The organism is Rhodoferax sp. LS1P39, from assembly GCF_056521425.1.
Map to the genome: position 1 here is coordinate 143043 of NZ_JBWMAV010000012.1, position 17832 is coordinate 160874.

17 protein-coding genes are annotated in these 17832 nt (G+C 64.0%); 8 read left to right on the forward strand and 9 right to left on the reverse strand.

Features of this window, described 5'->3' with window-relative positions; translation table 11 throughout:
* Positions 1 to 85 precede the first annotated feature (85 nt).
* Complete coding sequence (locus AC097O_RS18120) at positions 86 to 688, forward strand: response regulator (RefSeq protein WP_479594295.1); 603 nt, start codon at positions 86 to 88, stop codon at positions 686 to 688.
* 84 nt (positions 689 to 772) lie between these two features.
* Here AC097O_RS18120 and AC097O_RS18125 read toward each other — a convergent pair whose 3' ends face one another.
* Both AC097O_RS18125 and AC097O_RS18130 read right to left on the reverse strand, forming a co-directional pair.
* Complete coding sequence (locus AC097O_RS18125) at positions 773 to 1147, reverse strand: hypothetical protein (RefSeq protein ID WP_479594296.1); 375 nt, start codon at positions 1145 to 1147, stop codon at positions 773 to 775.
* A gap of 11 nt (positions 1148 to 1158) precedes the next feature.
* Entirely contained in the window at positions 1159 to 2838 is a 1680-nt protein-coding gene (locus AC097O_RS18130) for an alpha-glucosidase (protein WP_479594297.1), read from the reverse strand.
* Between the two features lie 137 nt (positions 2839 to 2975).
* Between AC097O_RS18130 and AC097O_RS18135 the strand changes: the two genes are divergently transcribed.
* On the forward strand, positions 2976 to 3872 hold the full coding sequence (locus tag AC097O_RS18135; protein ID WP_479594298.1) for a patatin-like phospholipase family protein: 897 nt from the start codon (positions 2976 to 2978) through the stop codon (positions 3870 to 3872).
* Between the two features lie 320 nt (positions 3873 to 4192).
* Here AC097O_RS18135 and AC097O_RS18140 read toward each other — a convergent pair whose 3' ends face one another.
* Positions 4193 to 4747: a phasin family protein gene (locus AC097O_RS18140; RefSeq protein WP_315187578.1), complete on the reverse strand. Its 555-nt coding sequence runs from the start codon at positions 4745 to 4747 to the stop codon at positions 4193 to 4195.
* Between the two features lie 196 nt (positions 4748 to 4943).
* Here AC097O_RS18140 and AC097O_RS18145 point away from each other — a divergent pair, with 196 nt between their 5' ends.
* The gene (locus AC097O_RS18145) at positions 4944 to 5894 is read left to right on the forward strand and encodes a histone deacetylase family protein (RefSeq protein ID WP_479594299.1); all 951 of its coding nucleotides are present in this window, start codon (positions 4944 to 4946) and stop codon (positions 5892 to 5894) included.
* A gap of 56 nt (positions 5895 to 5950) precedes the next feature.
* Here AC097O_RS18145 and AC097O_RS18150 read toward each other — a convergent pair whose 3' ends face one another.
* Complete coding sequence (locus AC097O_RS18150) at positions 5951 to 6565, reverse strand: FMN-dependent NADH-azoreductase (protein WP_479594300.1); 615 nt, start codon at positions 6563 to 6565, stop codon at positions 5951 to 5953.
* 121 nt (positions 6566 to 6686) lie between these two features.
* Between AC097O_RS18150 and AC097O_RS18155 the strand changes: the two genes are divergently transcribed.
* Positions 6687 to 7595: a LysR family transcriptional regulator gene (locus AC097O_RS18155; RefSeq protein WP_479594301.1), complete on the forward strand. Its 909-nt coding sequence runs from the start codon at positions 6687 to 6689 to the stop codon at positions 7593 to 7595.
* Here the strand turns inward: AC097O_RS18155 and AC097O_RS18160 are convergent.
* From AC097O_RS18160 to AC097O_RS18180, 5 genes are all read right to left on the reverse strand, one after another.
* Positions 7592 to 8800, reverse strand: a complete 1209-nt coding sequence (locus AC097O_RS18160) for an ROK family transcriptional regulator (protein ID WP_479594302.1) — start codon at positions 8798 to 8800, stop codon at positions 7592 to 7594. The genes AC097O_RS18155 and AC097O_RS18160 overlap by 4 nt on opposite strands.
* A complete protein-coding gene (locus AC097O_RS18165; RefSeq protein WP_315187591.1) occupies positions 8797 to 9249 on the reverse strand; it encodes an RbsD/FucU family protein in 453 nt (150 codons plus the stop codon). Before AC097O_RS18165 ends, AC097O_RS18160 begins: the two co-directional genes overlap by 4 nt.
* A 10-nt stretch (positions 9250 to 9259) precedes the next feature.
* A complete protein-coding gene (locus tag AC097O_RS18170; RefSeq protein WP_479594303.1) occupies positions 9260 to 10057 on the reverse strand; it encodes an ATP-binding cassette domain-containing protein in 798 nt (265 codons plus the stop codon).
* A 2-nt stretch (positions 10058 to 10059) separates the two neighbouring features.
* Entirely contained in the window at positions 10060 to 11019 is a 960-nt protein-coding gene (locus AC097O_RS18175) for an ABC transporter permease (protein ID WP_479594304.1), read from the reverse strand.
* Positions 11020 to 11206: 187 nt separating this feature from the next.
* Complete coding sequence (locus AC097O_RS18180) at positions 11207 to 12205, reverse strand: substrate-binding domain-containing protein (protein ID WP_479594305.1); 999 nt, start codon at positions 12203 to 12205, stop codon at positions 11207 to 11209.
* Positions 12206 to 12591: 386 nt separating this feature from the next.
* Between AC097O_RS18180 and pncB the strand changes: the two genes are divergently transcribed.
* The 4 genes from pncB to AC097O_RS18200 are packed head-to-tail and all read left to right on the forward strand — an operon-like array spanning position 12592 to position 17420.
* Positions 12592 to 13788, forward strand: coding sequence for a nicotinate phosphoribosyltransferase (pncB, locus tag AC097O_RS18185; protein WP_479594306.1), 1197 nt, complete (start codon positions 12592 to 12594; stop codon positions 13786 to 13788).
* On the forward strand, positions 13725 to 15122 hold the full coding sequence (locus AC097O_RS18190; protein ID WP_479594307.1) for a sodium:proton antiporter: 1398 nt from the start codon (positions 13725 to 13727) through the stop codon (positions 15120 to 15122). Before pncB ends, AC097O_RS18190 begins: the two co-directional genes overlap by 64 nt.
* The gene (locus AC097O_RS18195; protein WP_479594308.1) at positions 15123 to 16109 is read left to right on the forward strand and encodes a 2-hydroxyacid dehydrogenase; all 987 of its coding nucleotides are present in this window, start codon (positions 15123 to 15125) and stop codon (positions 16107 to 16109) included.
* A 9-nt stretch (positions 16110 to 16118) separates the two neighbouring features.
* A complete protein-coding gene (locus AC097O_RS18200; RefSeq protein WP_479594309.1) occupies positions 16119 to 17420 on the forward strand; it encodes a DNA recombination protein RmuC in 1302 nt (433 codons plus the stop codon).
* Positions 17421 to 17832: the final 412 nt, after the last annotated feature.

Sequence of the window (17832 nt, forward strand, 5' to 3'; positions counted from 1 at the left end):
AATCCCCCGGGGCGGCTGGCATCGTGCACACAAGTGTGCGTACCCAGCAGACGTGGCACAACGGGTATGAACCGGACACATTTCGATGAACTCTTTTGTAGAACTCTTTCAACTCTATTTGCTACCGTTTGCCATCGGTCTTGCCATGGTGGGCCTGTACATGCTACTGCGCGGCCTGGGCAAGCAGGACGATGCGCCGCTGGGTACGATGTCCAGTTTCGTGGCCGCCCCGCCGCGCCCGGTGATGGTGCCCGTCCCGGTCGTGGTGCAGCCCCCGGTGCTGCTGACCGTGCCCTCAGGCCTGCCGCACCAGGACCTGCTGGTGGTGGACGACTCGGCCGTGGCCCGGGCCAAACTGCGCAAGCTGCTGGAAGGCGCAGGCTATAGCGTATCGCTGGCCAACGACGGAGCCCAGGCGCTGGAGGTGCTGGCCACTGGCAGCTTCTCGGTCTTGATCACCGACCTGGAAATGCCCAACATGAACGGCTTTGAACTGATTGCCGCGGTGCAGGGCAATATGGACACCGAAGACATGCCCATCATCGCCATCACCGGCCACGACGAAATGCAGGCCCGCGTGCACGACTGCCAGGGCCTGTACGGCATCTTCAAGAAACCCTGGAACGACCGCGAACTGCTCAAGCGCGTGGCCACCCTGGTGCAGATGCGGCAAAAATCGGCGGCCTGAGCCCGCTACCCCACTACCCCATTACCCAGCACCCACCAAGAGCCGCAGCGATGCGGCTTTTTTGTGGGCGAAATTTCTACCCGCTCAACAGGCAAACGACTCGACAAATTTCGGGTCGCCCCGGAAGCGGCATTCCAGTGTGGCGGCGCTGATCGCCAGGCGGGTGCCGTTGGAAAATTGCAGCTCGATGCGCACCGGGCCGGGGGCCGCGTAGGGGAACGGCAGGGCGGGCAGGACCCGGCCGCAAACCCACAGCTTGCCGTGGGACAGGCGGCCCACGCTGTCGGCCAGCGGGCCGACCACGGTGGCCCCGGTGCAGGCGATGACCAGCGACTGCACATAGCCCGTGCCCGCGCTCTCGGCCTGCACAAAGGCGGCGGAGAAGGCGAGGGTGAGCGTGTCGGCCTGCAGCGCGATGCTGCGGACTTCGGAGTCGTGGAATTCCAGCTGGCCTTGCATGGGCAATCCTTTCAGAGCCGGTAGACCGTGGCCTGCCAGGGGGCCAGCAGCACCTGGCTGGCCCCGGCGGCGGCCGTGTCGCCCGCGCCGTTGTCCAGCACGGCATCCAGCACGCGCAGGCCGCCGGGCAGGGTGTAGGGCAGGGCTTCGGTGCTGAAGTTGAGCAGCACCAGGTAGGCATCCGCTCCCAGCGTGCGGGTGTAGGCAAACACCTGCGGGTGGGCGGGGTCTATGTCCTGGTAGGTGCCGTGCACCAGGGCCGGTGTGCTGCGGCGCAGGGCCAGCAGGCGGCGGTGGTGGTGGTAGATGGACTGCGGGTCGGCGGTTTGGGCGGCGGCGTTCCAGTCGGCGTAGTCGGGGTGCACGGCCAGCCAGGGCGTGCCGGTGGTGAAGCCGGCATGGGCGTCGGCGCTCCACTGCATGGGGGTGCGGGCGTGGTCGCGGCTGGTCTCGCGCAGGTGGGCCAGGTACTCGGCGGCGGGCACCTGGCCGGTTTCGACCAGTATGCGCCAGTTACCTTTGACCTCCACGTCGTCGTACTGCTCGATGCGCTCGAACGGGTAGTTGGCCATGCCCAGCTCGTCGCCCTGGTACAAAAACGGTGTGGCCCGCTGCGTCAGCGTGAGGGTGGCCAGGGCCTTGGCCGACAGGGCGCGCCAGGCCGGGCGGTCGTCGCCAAAGTGGGATACGGCACGCGGGTTGTCATGGTTGCCCAGAAAGGCGGCGTTCCAGCCGTGGCTGCCGCCGGTCTGGTCGATGGTGGTGTAGACGGCCTTGAGCTGGGGCAGGGTCCAGGAGATCTTGCGCCAGTTGTCGCGGTCAATGCGCACGATGTCGAAGTGGAACACCATGCTCAGCTCGCCCCGGCGCGCGTCGGTAAACAGCGGGGCGGCGGCAAAGTCCACCCCAAAGGCCTCGCCCACGGCCACTGCGCCGTACGGGGCCAGCACTTCGCGGTGCATGTCCTGCAGGTACTGGTGCACGCGCGGGCCGCTGGCATAGACGGCCTCGGGGTGGGCCAGGTGCTCGGGCGGCAGGTCGGGCAGGCCGTCCTGCTTGGAGATGAAGGGGATCACGTCCATGCGGAACCCGGCCACGCCTTTGTCCAGCCAGAAGCGCATCACCTCATACACCTCGTGGCGCACGGCGGGGTTTTCCCAGTTCAGGTCGGGCTGCTTGGTGGCGAAGTAGTGCAGGTAGTACTGGCCGGTGTGCGCGTCCCACTGCCAGGCCGAGCCGCCGAAGAACGAGGGGTAGTTGTTGGGCGGGCCGCCGTCTACGGCATCGCGCCAGATGTAGAAGTCGCGGTAGGGGTTGTCTCGTGACTGGCGGCTTTGCTGGAACCAGGCGTGCTCGTCGCTGCTGTGGTTGACCACCAGGTCGATGATGAGTTGGATGCCGCGCGCCTTCAGGCCGGCCAGCAGGTGGTCGAAGTCGGCCATGCTGCCGAACTCGGCCATCACCTGGCGGTAGTCGCGGATGTCGTAGCCGTTGTCGGCGTTGGGGCTGTCAAAGTGCGGGCTGAGCCACACCACATCTACGCCCAGCGCTTGCAGGTAGTCGAGCTTGGCGCTGATGCCACCCAGGTCGCCTATGCCGTCGCCGTTGCTGTCCATGAAGGAGCGCGGGTATATCTGGTAGACCACAGCATCTTTCCACCAGGCGGTGGTGGGCATGGGTTGTTCTGGCATGGGGTTGTCTCCTGCTTTTTGGGCAGTTTAGCGCAGGCCACGGGAGTTTTGTGATGTGCATAAAATAGCGGGTTTGTGCTTAGCATGTAAAGACTTTTAGCTATATTTTTGGTAGTAAATACCTGGGCATCTTTCTTATGACATTTTTTCCTATGACGGCAGTGGGCCTGCTAGTCGCCTTGCTCGCAGGCTGCATGACGGCACCTGTCGAGCAAAACCCGCCGCCCACCACCAACCCGCCAGCCGTCAAGCGCCTGCCGCGCGTTGGCCTGGCGCTGGGCGGCGGTGCGGCGCGCGGCTTTGCCCACGTAGGCGTGGTGCAGGTGCTGGAAGAAGCGGGCATCCGCCCGGATCTGGTGGTGGGCACCTCGGCGGGCAGCCTGGTGGCGTCGCTGTACGCCAGTGGCAAAAACGGCGCGCAGATGCAGCAGGTGGCCGAGACCATGGAAGAGGCCGCGTTCACCGACTGGACCCTGCCCATCTTCAGCCGCGGCGTGTTGCGCGGCGATGCGCTGGCCCGCTACGTCAACGCCCAGGTGGCCAACCGCACCATCGAGCGCATGCCGCTGCCCCTGGGCGTGGTGGCCACCGACCTGAACAGCGGCGAGGCTGTGCTGTTCCAGCGCGGCGACACCGGCACGGCGGTGCGGGCCTCCAGCGCGGTGCCTGCCGTGTTCCAGCCGGTGAAGATTGCCGGGCGCGAGTACGTGGACGGCGGCCTGGTCGCGCCGGTGCCGGTGGGCTTTGCCAAGCAGATGGGGGCCGAGCTGGTGATCGCCGTAGACATCTCCAGCGCCCCCGAGGGCAACCCGGCCGATGGCACGCTGCAAATCCTGCTGCAAACCTTTGCCATCATGGGCAAAAGCATCAACAGCTTCGCGCTGCGCGAGGCCGACGTGGTGGTGCGCCCGGTGCTGCTGGGCATGACCAGCGCCGACTTCGGCAGCCGCCGCCGGGCGATCGAGGCGGGCCGGGCCGCGATGCTGCAGGCGTTACCGGCGTTGCGGGCGGCGATGCTTGCAAAATCAAAGTAGTCCAGGAACTCAAGCAGTTCCCACGCAGCGTGACAAACGCGCCTTCCAGAAACACCGCAGAACTGGCTTTGCCAGGCTGCTGGTGTTGCCCCCTGCATGTCGTATCTGTTTTTCAAACAGATACGAGGGGGGTTGGCGAAAAGCGCTTGCGCTGCAGCCTGGGGGTGAGCCGTAACCCAGACGAAAAAAAGCCCCGTCTTGCGGACGGGGCCTTGAAGGATTCCTGAGCCTGATGGCGTCGAAGGAACCCGAGGAGACAACTGGCGGGAGCCGGGGCTCCCTGAAATTGTCTTGCGGGTCTGCGCACAGACCCGTCGAAATTAACGCTTCTTGGTGGCAGCAGCGGCGGTGGTGCCAGCAGCGGTCACGGCCTGGGCAGCCACAGCCTTGAAGTTGGCTTCGGCAGCGTCGGAAGCTTGCTTCACAGCCTTTTGAACGGATTCAAAAGCGTTGTTGGCAGCGGACACGGCGCTCTTCATCACAGCCACAGCGGACTCGGAACCGGCAGGTGCGTTCTTGGTGGCGGACTCGATCAGGCCAGCAATCTTCTTTTGGGCTTCAGCGGATTGGCCTTCGACAGCCTTGCTGAACTCAGAGCTGGTGCCCTGGGCGATGTCATACAGGTGACGGCTGTAAGCAGCGGTCTTTTCAGCCAAAGGCTGCAACAGGCTGGCTTGCAGAGCCAACAGTTCTTGTGCGTCTTTCACGCTCAGAACGGCTTGCGAGTGGCTGGAAGCTTCGGACAGGGCAGCCTTGGAAGCGGTCAGGTTCAGTTCGACCAGCTTTTCCACGCCTTCGAAGGCCTTGGTGGTCAGACCAAACAGGGTTTCAACGGTTGCTTTGTGCGAAGCCAGGATTTGTTCGGTAGTCATCATGTCAATATCTCCAGTTTAAAAAAAAGAAAAGTTTGCTATCTGCGCTGACCTCGTCCCGTTACCGGTTATGTTGCAGTGCAGCATGGATTAAATTATAGGCCGTCCATTCCAGCTTGCAATAGGCGTTTGTTGCACTGCAGCATTCTAGGGATTCGACTCTATCGCCGGGCTAATTCACCACTGAGACATGTTTCCCATGCGCGCATATTACTCAGACCACTTTGTTTTGCCCCTGCCCGAGGGCCACCGTTTCCCCATGGCCAAGTACCAAATGCTGCGCGACCGGGTGGCCTTGGAGCTGCCCGGCGTGCAGATGCAACCGGCCCCGCGCGCCAGCGACGGCGAGCTGGCGCTGGCGCACCATCCGGCCTATATCCGGGCCATTGCGGATGGCAGCATCCAGCGGCTACAGCCAGCAGCCATGCGGGAAATCGGCTTTCCGTGGAGTGATGCCATGGTGGAGCGCTCGCGCCGATCCGCCGGGGCTACGGTGGCCGCGGTACGCGATGCGCTGGCCGGGCACGGCATCGCCGCCAACATGGCGGGCGGCACCCACCATGCCACCGCGGAGAAGGGCGGCGGCTTCTGTGTTTTTAACGATGCGGCGGTGGCCGCAAGGGTGGCGCAGGCCGAATGGGGACGCACGCATTTGCAGCCTTTGCAGGTCGCGGTGGTCGATTTGGATGTGCACCAAGGTAACGGAACCGCACATATTTTTCAAAAAGATACAAGCGTTTTCACCCTCTCGCTGCACGGCGAGAAGAACTTTCCGTTCCGCAAGGAGGCCAGCGACCTGGACGTGGCCCTGCCCGATGGTTGCGGTGACGATGCCTATATGGAGGCGTTGGAGACGGCGCTGGACCACCTAGCGCAGCGATTTGCGCCGGGGCTGGTGATTTACCTGGCCGGGGCCGACCCGTTCGAGGGCGACCGGCTGGGCCGCCTCAAGCTCACGTTTGATGGCCTGCAGGCTCGCGACCGTCGGGTGTTCGACTGGGCCTGGCAGCGCCGCGTGCCGCTGGCCTTTGCCATGGCCGGGGGCTATGGCGTGCGCATCGAAGAGACGGTGCAGGTGCAGATCAATACCTACACCGTGGCCCTGGAGTACGCCCGGCGGTATGCGCCGCCAAAACTTCAAGCCTTTTAGGCCCTCTGCGCTTATTGAACAAGCGTGAGCAGCTCTTTATTTTGTAGCGACAGCTTTTAGGCGGCCAGTGCTTCAATCTCTTTGGAGGCCGAGGCCAGTGCAGCCGCTTTGGCATCCGGGCCCATGGCCACGCCCTCGGCGCGCACAAAACGCACGTCGGTGATGCCCAAAAAGCCGAACACCACGCGCAGGTAGCTTTCCTGGTGTTCCATGGCGCGGCCACCTTCGGAGGCCGAGTACACGCCGCCACGGCCCAGGGCCACGACCACCGTCTTGCCACCGGACAGGCCGACGGGCCCGGTTTCGGTGTACTTGAAGGTGCGGCCTGCCTGGCAGATGCGGTCGATCCAGGCCTTGAGCTGGGTGGGAATGGTGAAGTTGTACAGCGGTGCGCCCACCACGATCACATCCGCAGCCAGGAATTGCGTCACCAGCTGCTCGGAGATGGCGTTTTCAGCACGTTGTGCCGGGCTCAGGGTTGCGTCCGTGGGCGGCATGCGGAAACCCAGGGATTCGGCGGACAGGTGGCTGGGCGTGGCCACGGCCAGGTCCAGGTGCTCGACCGTGGTGCCGGGGTGGCTGGCTTGCCACTGCGCGGTGATCTGGGCCGTGAGGGTGCGGGTGACGGAGTGGGTGCCCAGGATGCTGGAGTCGATGTGCAAGAGTTTCATGGTGTATGGCTTGGTAGAGCCACAGAAGTGGCGATGGATAGAGTTTCTCACCACGCCAATGGTCTGATAAGTGGGTGAAAATGCACTACATCGTCCTGCTGGTAGGACGATGGAGCTCAAAATGCAGGATTTGAACGACATGGCCTACTTTGCCGAGGTGGTGGAGCGGGGTGGCTTTGCTGCCGCCGGGCGGGCACTGGGCCTGCCCAAATCGCGGCTGTCGCGCCGGGTGGCCGAGCTGGAGACCCGGCTGGGCGTGCGCCTGCTGCAGCGCACCACCCGCAAGCTGTCGCTCACCGAGGTGGGCGAGGTCTACCACCGCCACTGCATGGCCATGCGCGACCAGGCCGATGCGGCGGCCGATGCGGTAGCCCAGGCGCAAACCGAGCCGCGCGGCACCATCCGCATCGCCTGCCCGGTGACGCTGGCGCAAACCACGCTGGGCGAGGTGATGCCGCTGTTCCTGGCCCGCTACCCGCTGGTCAAGGTGGACATGCGGGTCAGCAACCGGGTGGTGGACCTGGTGGAAGAGGGCGTGGACGTGGCCTTGCGGGTGCGGCTGACGCTGGACGACAGCGGCACCCTGGTGGTGAAAAGCTTTGGCATGACGCATTCGCTGCTGGTGGCCAGCCCGCAGCTGCTGGCGCGCCAAGGGCATCCAGCCACCGTGGAGGATCTGGCCGGGCTGGATTCGGTCAGCATGTCGGCCAATGACGGACGGGCGGTGTGGCATCTGTTGGGGCCCGACGGTGGGGTCCGCACCGTGTCGCACCAGCCGCGCTATGTGGCCGACGACCTGCTGACCTTGAAACTGGCGGTGCTGGGCGGCACCGGCATTTGCGTGCTGCCCGCCTACATGTGTGAAAGCGAAATCCGCCAGGGTCAACTGGTGCCGGTGTTGCCGGGCTGGGCCCCGCACCCGGGCGTGTTCCACGCGGTATTCCCGTCGCGGCGGGGCATGGTGCCTGCGGTGCGGCGGTTTCTGGACTTTTTGGAAGAGCACCACCGCAACGATGGTTTGCAGGTTTAGGTCTTTAAAAACAAATCCCGGTCCGGCGCAAAGTTGGCGTGCAGCGGCAACAGTGCGCCGCCCAGGGCCCGCGCGTCGGAGCCAATGCTGCCAGCCACCAGCTCGGTGCGCCACAGGCCTTCCCAGTTGAAGTCGGCCAGGGCCAGACGGGTGCGTTCCAGCAGCAGCTCCAGCAGCGGGCGGCACAGCGAGCCGTCGATGACCACGGCTTCCAGGTCCAGAAACGCGGTGCCGCTGACCACGCAGTGCGCCAGCGCGGCGGCGGCTTGGGCCACCCAGGCCTGGGTCTCAAGGGCGAACGGGGCCATGAGTGCCCGGTCGTCGTAGGCGGCGGTTGGGTCCAGGCCAACGGCTAGCAGCCGCTGTTCCAGCTCCCACAGCGAGGCGTGGGCCACCAACTGGTCAGGCGCACTGCCCGGCGTGCTGGGCAACTGCATGGGCAGGGAAGCCACCGCACCGGCATTGCCGTGCAGACCGCCGTGCAGGTGGGAGTTGACCACCAGGCCCCCGCCCACAAAGGTGTCGATGAACACATACAGAAATGTCTTCAGGTCGCGGCCCCGGCCGGCCACCAGCTCGGCCACGCAGGCGGCGCTGGTGTCTTTGGCAAAGCTCACCGGCAGGTCGGTCATGGCCTGCACGGCGGCACCCAGGTCCAGCGCGTTCCAGCTGCCAGACTGCGCATCCGACAGGCCCAGCATCTTGTGCCAGCCCCCCATCTGAAAGGGCGCGGCCACGCCGATGCCGACCAGCCGCGACTCCAGCGGCCCCAGGCTGTCGCGCAGGGTGCGCATGTGGGTGGACAGCGCGGGCAGCAGCACGGCGGTGTCGGGAAAGGCGTAGGGCAGGGTGAGGCGCTGGCGCACTTTGCCGGTGAAATCCACCAGCAGCCAGTCGGTGTTGCGCCGACCCACCTTGATGCCGATGGAGAAGGCCCCGTCGGGGTTCAGCGCCAGCGGCACCGAGGGCTGGCCGATGCGCCCGCGCACCGGCTGGTGGCGCAGCAGCAGGCCGTCTTCTTCCAGCCGGGTGGTGATCAGGCCGATGGTCTGGGCGGTGAGGTGGGTGAGCCGGGCCAGGTCGGCCTTGGGCAGGCTGCCGTGTTGGCGTATGGCCTGCAGCACCACCCGTTCGTTGAACTGCCGCATCCCGACGTGGTTGGAGCCACGCGGGCGCAGCATGGGAGGGGCGAGTTGGGCGTTCATGTCCGCAGATTTTCGCCGATGACTCCTTTGCGCAGAATGAAATTGCCGAACGGTTGTAACTCGCCGGTCAGCACGATGGCGTAGACATTCGCGACCCGTTCATAAAACGCAAAGCGTTCAATCGGCTCGGCCTGCTGGCCCGGCAGCAGGCTGGGCTGGAGCATGTCCAGCACCTCGCGCTGCAGGGCCGAGCGGTAGGGCGCGGTGGTGCCGGACACCTGCATGAAGGCCACCGGGGCCTCCACGTCGGCCGCCAGCGGCAGCACCGACTCCACCGCCTGTACGGCGCGCTGCATGCCCACGCCCGGCAGGTACAGCACCGGTTTGCCCGCGGCCAGGCGCAGGGCCGTGAAGTTGGCATCGGCCAGCAGCACGGCATCGTCGTGCCCCATTTCGGCCAGCACTTTCAAGAGCTCTGGCGTGAGCAGGGGATCGATTCCTTTGAGCATGTCGTTGACCTTAGTGCGCCAGCGATTCGGCAGGCAGTTCGTCCGGGCGGATGGCCCCGGTCATCACTGCCACGGTGTCGGCCATGCTGATCTTGTGCGGGTTGAGCACGCAGCCGCGCTTGCCCAGGCGGGCCACGTGGATGCGGTCGGCAATCTCGAACACGTGCGGCATGTTGTGCGAGATCAAGATGACCGACAAGCCCTTGTCGCGCACCCGGCGGATCAGGTCCAGCACCATGTTGCCTTCTTTTACACCTAGCGCAGCCGTGGGTTCGTCCATGATGACCACGTGCTGCGCAAAGGCCGCAGCGCGCGATACGGCTACGCACTGGCGCTGGCCGCCCGACAAGGTTTCCACCGCCTGGGTCATGGAGCGGATGCCGACCTTCAGGTCTTTCATGCGGGAAATGCTTTCTTCCAGCATCTTCTTTTTGTCCAGCATGCGCAGCACGTTGCCCGCAAAGCCCTGGCGGCGGATTTCGCGGCCCAGGAACAGGTTTTCAGAAATGCTCATGGCGGCGGCCACGGCCAGATCCTGGTACACGGTCTCAATCCCGGCCTGGCGGGCATCCATGGGGCTCTTGAAGTGGATCTGCTTGCCGTCCAGCAGGATTTCGCCTTCGTCGGGAATGGTGGCACCGCTCAGGCATTTGATCAGCGAGGATTTGCCTGCGCCGTTGTCGCCAATCACCGCCAGGATCTCGCCTTCGCGCAGCTCCAGGTCGGCACCGTCCAGGGCCGTGACCTGGCCGTAGCGTTTGATCAGGCCGGTGGCCTTCATCACGATTTTGTGTTGGGGAGCAGACATGATTAACGGCCTCCTTTGCGGGACAACTGGTCGATAGCGACCGCCAAAATCACCAAGATGCCGGTGATCAGCACCTGGTACACGGATTGCACGCCCATCAGCGTCAAGCCGTTGCGCAGTACACCGACGATGACCGCACCCACCAGGGTGCCCAGGATCACGCCACGGCCACCAAACAGGCTGGTGCCGCCCAGCACCACCGCGGTGATGGCGTCCAGATTTTCGGTTTGCCCGGCGTTCGGGTCACCGGCACCGGTACGGGCTACCGACAGCAGCGAAGCCACGCCGTACAAGATACCGGCCAGCACATACACGCCCAGCAAAACGCGCTCGGTGGGGATGCCGGTGAGGCGGGTGGCTTCGGGGTTGTTACCCACGGCGTACACGTGGCGACCGGCGGCGGTTTCGCGCAGGTAGAACCAGATGCCCGCGTACAGCGCCAGCATCAGCAGCGTGCTGTAGGCAAAGGCTGTGCCGCCAATCGAGAAGGTGTTGCCCAGTGCCGTCATCAGCGGAGGCACATCGGTGATGGTCTGCGAGTTGGAGTACAGCTGGGTGATGGCAAACGCAATGTTCAGCGTACCCAGGGTAACGATGAACGGCGGCAACTTTATTCGCGTGACCAATAGCCCGTTGAGCAAGCCAAACGCCGCGGTGGCGGCGATACCGCACAGGATGGCCAGCGGTGCGGGCAAGCCCAGGTCGGCCGAGAGCTTGGTCATGACAATGCCGCCCAGGGCCATCACCATGCCGCACGACAGGTCGATGCCCGCCGTCAAAATAATCAGGGTCTGGCCGATGGCGATCACGCCGACCACGGTGACCTGCTGCAGGATCAGCGAGAAATTGGTGGCCGACAAAAAGCGGTCGCTTTGGGTCGCGAAGAAGACGCAGGCGATCAGCAGGGCAATGAACGGCCCGAGCGTGCCAATCGGCGGTAGTTTTTCTTTGAGTGTGCTCACGGTAAGCCTTGGAAATGGGTTGATGAAATAGGGAGGGGGCGGACATCCAGCCCCCACCCCGGCCCTCCCCCGGGAGGGGAGGGAGTGAAGCCGGGCCCCGTATCACCCCCTCCCTCTTCGGGGGAGGGTTGGGGTGGGGGCGGGCGGTCACCCGCGCGTTGCATTCGCTAACGGGTGCCTCGGGGTATTACTTGTTGCCCCAGCACAGGTCCATGCCGACTTTCGAGTCTTTGCTGTCCACGCCCTTTTGTGGCTTGTCGGTGATCAGGGTCACGCCGGTGTCGGTGTAGCCGGTGGCTTTTTTGCCCGACTTGGCAAATTCCACACCAGCGGCCACGCCCATGCTGGCCATCTTCAGCGGGTACTGCTGCGAGGTGGCGGCGATCATGCCGGCCTTGACGTTCTTGATACCGGCGCAGCCGCCGTCCACCGAGACGATCAGCACTTGCTTTTCCTTGCCAGCAGCCTTCAGCGCCTGGTAGGCACCGGCAGCAGCGGGTTCGTTGATGGTGTAGAGCACGTTGATGTCGGGGTTCTTTTGCAGGCAGTTTTCCATGGCGGTCTGGCCCTTGGCCTGGTCGCCAAAGCTGTCGGCCATGCAGACGATTTCAGCCGTCTTGGAGAGTTCGTTGCTCTTGGCATCGGCGGCTGCCAGGCCGAAACCGTTCATGAAACCGTTGTGGCGTTGCGCGCCCACGGGGTGGCCGGGGAACAGATCCAGCGTGGCGATCTTGGCGGGCTTGCCAGCCATCACGGCCTTGGCGTACTGGCCGATCAGGATGCCGGCCTTGTAGTTGTCGGTGGCAAACAGGGCATCGGTGCCTTCGGTGGGGTCGGTGGGGCTGTCTAGGGCAATGAACATCACGCCCTGGGCCTGGGCCTTCTTGATGGCGGGGATGATGGCCTTGGAGTCGTTGGGGGTGATCATGATGGTCTTGGCACCGGCGGCCATCATGTTCTCGATGGCGGTGATCTGGCCGGCGTTGTCGCCGTCTGCCTTGCCAGCGGCGCTGAGCAGCTTGGCACCCGATTTCTTGGCCTCGGCTTGCGCACCTTCCTTCATCTTCACGAAAAACGGGTTCGTTTCGGTCTTGGTGATCAGGCCGATCACGGGTTCTGCAGCACACGCCGAGGTGGCGGCAAAAGCCAGAGCGGACAGCACCAGGGTGGCGGTAGATTTTTTCATGTTGTCTCCTAGAGAGGGGTGAACGCAAGGGTTCGGTTGGGGGAACAGGTTCCAGCGAGAGTGTGAAGGATTTCACGCTGGTAGGTAACTATAAATCGCCGAGACTAACTAAATCAAGTTGCTTTAGTTATCGAAAACCCTAGTATTTTGACAAAAACATGGTACTTTTATGCAGCCTCTACCGCAAGTTTTTATAAGAAAAAAAGCGGTTTTACCTATATTTAATAAGCGTGAGAAGCTAGAAAAAATATAGCTATCCACCGACCGTGGGCGCTGGTGTGTTGCATGGCGTTGCACAGTGCGGGTGGGTGGCCCGGCGTATCCCCTACACTTTGCCCGCTGCCCCCTCCATTCACTGTGCGCCCTGGCTGCCCGCCTTGCTTTTTATGATCATCACTAGCCTGCTGGATACCGACCTCTACAAGTTCACGATGATGCAGGTGGTGTTGCACCATTTCCCTGCCTCCCAGGTGCAGTACCGCTTCAAATGCCGCAACCCGGGCGTGCAGCTGGCCCCCCTGGTGGGCGAGATCCAGGCCGAAATCCGCGGGCTGTGCCGCCTGGGCTTTAGCGAGGCCGAGCTGGGCTATCTGCGCTCCATGCGCTTCATCAAAAGCGACTTTGTGGACTTTCTGGGGCTGTTCCGGCTCAACGAAAAGTACATCTCGGTCACGCCCTTGCCCAATGGCGAGATCGACATCTCCATCCAAGGCCCGTGGCTGCACGTGATCCTGTTCGAGATTCCGGTGCTGGCCATCGTCAACGAGGTGTACTTTCGCCACGCCACCACCACGCCCAACTTCACCCAGGCCCGCCAGCGGCTGCAGGACAAGATTGGCCAGCTGCGCGGCGACGGCCTGGATGAACTCAAGATTGCCGACTACGGCACCCGCCGCCGCTACAGCAAGGCATGGCACGAAGAGGTGCTGCGCACTCTGGTGGCGCAGCTAGGCTCCGGCCCCCAGGGGCAGTTTGCGGGCACCAGCAATGTCTTGTTTGCCATGCAACTGGGCCTGACCCCGCTAGGCACCATGGCCCACGAATACCTGCAGGCCTGCCAGGCGCTGGGCCCACGCCTGCGCGACAGCCAGGTGTATGGCTTCGAGATGTGGGCCAAGGAATACCGCGGCGACCTGGGCATTGCCCTGAGCGACGTGTACGGCATGGATGCGTTCCTGCGCGACTTCGACATGTACTTCTGCAAGCTGTTTGACGGCGCACGCCACGACAGCGGCGACCCGTTCCAGTGGGGCGAACGCCTGCTGGCGCACTACAAAAAGAACCGTGTCGATCCGCTCACCAAGGTGCTGATCTTCAGCGACGGTCTCACCGTGCCGCGCACCATTGCGCTGTACCAGCAGTTCCGGGGCCGCTGCCTGCTGGCCTTTGGCATTGGCACCAACCTGACCAACGACATGGGCGACCCGCCGCTGCATGTGCCGCTGCAAATCGTCATCAAGATGATCCGCTGCAACGGCCAGCCGGTGGCCAAGCTGTCGGACTCGCCCGGCAAGAACATGTGCGAGGACGAGAAGTACGTGGGCTACCTGCGCCAGGTGTTCGAGATCGAAGCGCCGCAATGAGCGGAGCAGGCACGTCGGCGGCCTGGGGCATTCCGTTTGTCGGTTTGCTGCTGTCGATTGCCTTGTGCCCGCTGCTGGTACCCAGGTTCTGGCACCACCATTTCGGCAAGCTGTCAGCCGCGTGGTCGCTGGCGTTCTTGCTGCCGTTTGCACATTCGTTCGGGCTGGATGCGGCGGCCCACAGCCTGGTGCACGCCCTGCTGGCCGAGTACCTGCCTTTCATCATTTTGCTCACTGCGCTGTACACCGTGGCCGGTGGCATCTTCATCCGCGGCAACCTGCACGGCAGCCCGCGCTTGAACGTGGCGCTGCTGGCCATTGGCGCGGCCCTGGCCAGTGTGATGGGCACCACCGGTGCGTCCATGCTGATGCTGCGCCCGCTGCTGCGCGCCAACGACAATCGCGTCCACAAAGCGCACGTGGTGGTGTTCTTCATCTTCATCGTCTCCAACGCGGGCGGCGCGCTCACCCCGCTGGGCGACCCGCCGCTGTTCCTGGGGTTTTTGCAGGGGGTGGACTTCTTTTGGACCGTAGGCCACCTGTGGCAGCCCACGCTGTTTTTGGTGGGCGTGCTGCTGGCGCTGTGCTTCGCTATCGACCACTACTACTACGCGAAAGAGGGCGTGCTGCCGGTCGACCCCACGCCCGACACGCAGCGCATCGGTTTTGACGGCATGGTCAATTTCGCGCTGCTGGGCGCGGCGGTGGGGCTGGTGCTGCTCAGCGGCATGTGGAAGTCGCCGGTGGTGTTCCATGTGGCCGGGGCCGATGTGGGTCTGCCGGGCCTGGTGCGCGATGCGGGGCTGCTGCTGGTCACCGCCCTGTCGCTGCTGTGCACGCCCGCCAAAGTGCATGCCGACAACCAATTCAGCTGGGCCCCGATGCAGGAAGTGGCCAAGCTGTTTGCGGGCATTTTCCTCACCATCATCCCGGTGATTGCCTTGCTGCGCGAGGGCCTGAACGGGCCGTTTGGCGCGGTGGTGGCCGCCGTCACCCGGCCCGACGGCGCGCCCGACCCGGCCATGTACTTTTGGGCCACCGGCCTGCTCAGCTCGTTTCTGGACAACGCGCCCACCTACCTGGTGTTCTTCCACACCGCAGGCGGCGATGCGCAAACGCTGATGACCACGCTGGCCCCTACGCTGGCGGCGGTGTCGGCGGGTGCGGTCTTTATGGGGGCCAACAGCTACATCGGCAACGCGCCCAATATGATGGTCAAAGCCATTGCCGAAGAGCGCGGCGTGGCCATGCCCAGCTTCTTTGGCTACATGGCCTGGTCGTGTGCCGTGCTGGTCCCCTTGTTTTTTGTGATGACCTTTATCTGGTTTACCTAAATGTCCAAACCCGCCATTCTTGTTGCCCGCAAAATCTTCCCCGCCACCATCGCTGCCCTGGAGCAGCACTTTGCGGTGGAGTCCAACCAGGACGATGCCTCCTGGACCAAGGCCGAGCTGATCGCCCGGCTGCAGGGCAAGGTGGGTGCCTTCACCACCGGCAGCGAGCGCATCGATGCCGAGCTGCTGGCCGCCTGCCCCAAGCTGCGCATCTGCGCCAACATGGCCGTGGGCTACAACAACTTTGACATCGATGCGATGAGCGCCGCCGGGGTGCTGGCCACCAACGCGCCCGATGTGCTCACCGAAACCACCGCCGACTTCGGCTTCGCCCTGCTGATGGCCACCGCCCGCCGCATCAGCGAGAGCGAGCACTTTCTGCGCGCCGGGCTGTGGAAGAAATGGAGCTTTGACATGTTTGCCGGGGCCGAAATCCACGGCAGCACCCTGGGCATCATCGGCATGGGCCGCATCGGCCAAGGCATCGCCAAGCGCGGTGCTTTTGGTTTTGGCATGAACGTGATTTACCACAACCGCAGCCAGCTCGATGCCGCTACCGAGGCCGACTGCAAGGCCCGCTTTGTCTCCAAAGAAGAGCTGCTGAAAACCGCCGACCACGTGGTGCTGGTGGTGCCGTATTCCGCCGCTTCGCACCACACCATCGGCGCAGCCGAGCTGGCGCTGATGCAACCCACCGCCACCCTGACAAACATCGCGCGCGGCGGCATCGTAGACGACGCGGCCCTGGCCCTGGCCCTGCGCGAGGGCCGCATCGCCGCCGCCGGGCTGGACGTGTTCGAGGGCGAGCCCAGCGTGCACCCCGACCTGCTCACGGTGCCCAACGTGGTGCTCACTCCGCACATCGCCAGCGCTACCGTGTCCACCCGCATGGCCATGGCGCGGCTGGCGGCGGACAATCTGATTGGGTTCCTCATAAAGAATAAGCCGCTCACGCCCATCAATGCTGCACAAGTAGCTAGCAAATAGATAGTACCGATGACCTTGACCGAATGGGGGCTGCTGGCGCTGGGCGTAATGAACTTTGTGCTGTTGCTGCTCCTGCTGCTGCGCAAACCGCCCGAGCCGGACAACTCTGCCATGGAACGCCTGGAGCGCGGGCTGCGCGAATCGTCGCGTGCCGACCGCCAAGAGCTGGGCACCAGTTTCGCCAACTTCCAGCGCACCCTGGTGCAGCAAAGTGCCGAGGCCACCCGCACCCAAAACACCCAGATCGACGCGCTGGCCCAGCAGCTGGCGCTGCTGCAGCGCTCGGTCAGCGATACCTTGAGCACCCAGCTCCTGGCCCTGGGCGAGTCCAACGCAAGGCGCATGGGCGAGGTGCGCGCCACGCTGGAGGCGCAGTTGCAGCAACTCCAGCAAAGCAACGCCGCCAAGCTCGACGAGATGCGCCAAACCGTAGACGAAAAGCTGCAAACCACGCTGGAGACCCGCCTGGGCGAAAGCTTCAAGCAGGTCGCCGACCGGCTGGAGCAGGTGCACAAAGGCCTGGGCGAAATGCAGTCGCTGGCGCAGGGCGTGGGCGACCTGCAGCGCGTGCTGACCAACGTCAAAACCCGTGGCATGTTCGGCGAAGTGCAGCTAGAGAATTTGCTGGAGCAGGTGCTCACCCCCGAGCAGTACGGCAAGCAGATCGAAACCAAGCCGCGCAGCAACCAGCGCGTGGACTTCGCGGTGCGTTTCCCCGGCCGCAGCGCCGATGGCGCGCCCGTCTGGCTGCCCATCGACGCCAAGTTCCCGCGCGACGACTACGAGCGTTTGCTCGATGCCCACGAACGGGCCGATGCCGTGGCCGCAGAAGCATCCGCCAAAGCCCTGGAAGCCCGCATCCGCGCCGAGGCCAAGTCCATCAGTGAAAGCTACCTGGCCCCGCCCCACACCACCGACTTCGCCATCCTGTTCCTGCCCATCGAGAGCCTGTACGCCGAAGTGCTGCGCCGCCCCGGCCTGATGGACAGCCTGCAGCGCGACTACCGCGTCACCCTGGCGGGGCCCACTACCTTGCTGGCCATGCTCAACAGCCTGCACATGGGTTTCCGGACCCTGGCGCTGGAGCAGCAGGCCAGCGAGGTATGGAAGGTGCTGGGCGCGGTGAAAACCGAGTTCGACCGTTACGGCGAATGGGTCGCCCGCATCCGCGAACAGGTGCAGAAGGCCTCGGATACTTTGGATAAGGCGGATACCCGTACCCGGCAGATGCGCAGGGCGTTGAAGGTGGTGGAGGCGCTGCCGGATGCGGAGGCGCAGGCGATGTTGCCTTTGGGGGGGGATTTGGATTAGGGGGGGAGGTAAGTGGTTGCCGAATGCGATCCGTGTTTTTTTGAAGATTTTTGTGGGGGTTTGTGGTGTCTTGCAGAGCGCTGGTTGCCACAGTCGCCGCTGGCCGGGATGTGCGCCCGGCGGCGCAGTCACCTTTCTTTGAACGCCAAAGAAAGGTAACCCAAAGAAAGGCGCCCCAACTGTCTGCGCCCTCCGCTGGCGTTGCGGGAACCTGCGGTGCTCGCTTTGGGCGGGGTCTGGCTAAACTCGCTGGCGCTCAAACAACGCCAGCCCTGATCCGCCCAAAGCTGTGCTCTGTGCTGGTCTAATTCCCCCGGACACCTCGATAGGTGGAATCCACCTGGACGAGAAATATGACCAAGAAGCAAAGACGAACATTCAACGCGGAGTTCAAGCTGCAAGTCGTGCAGAT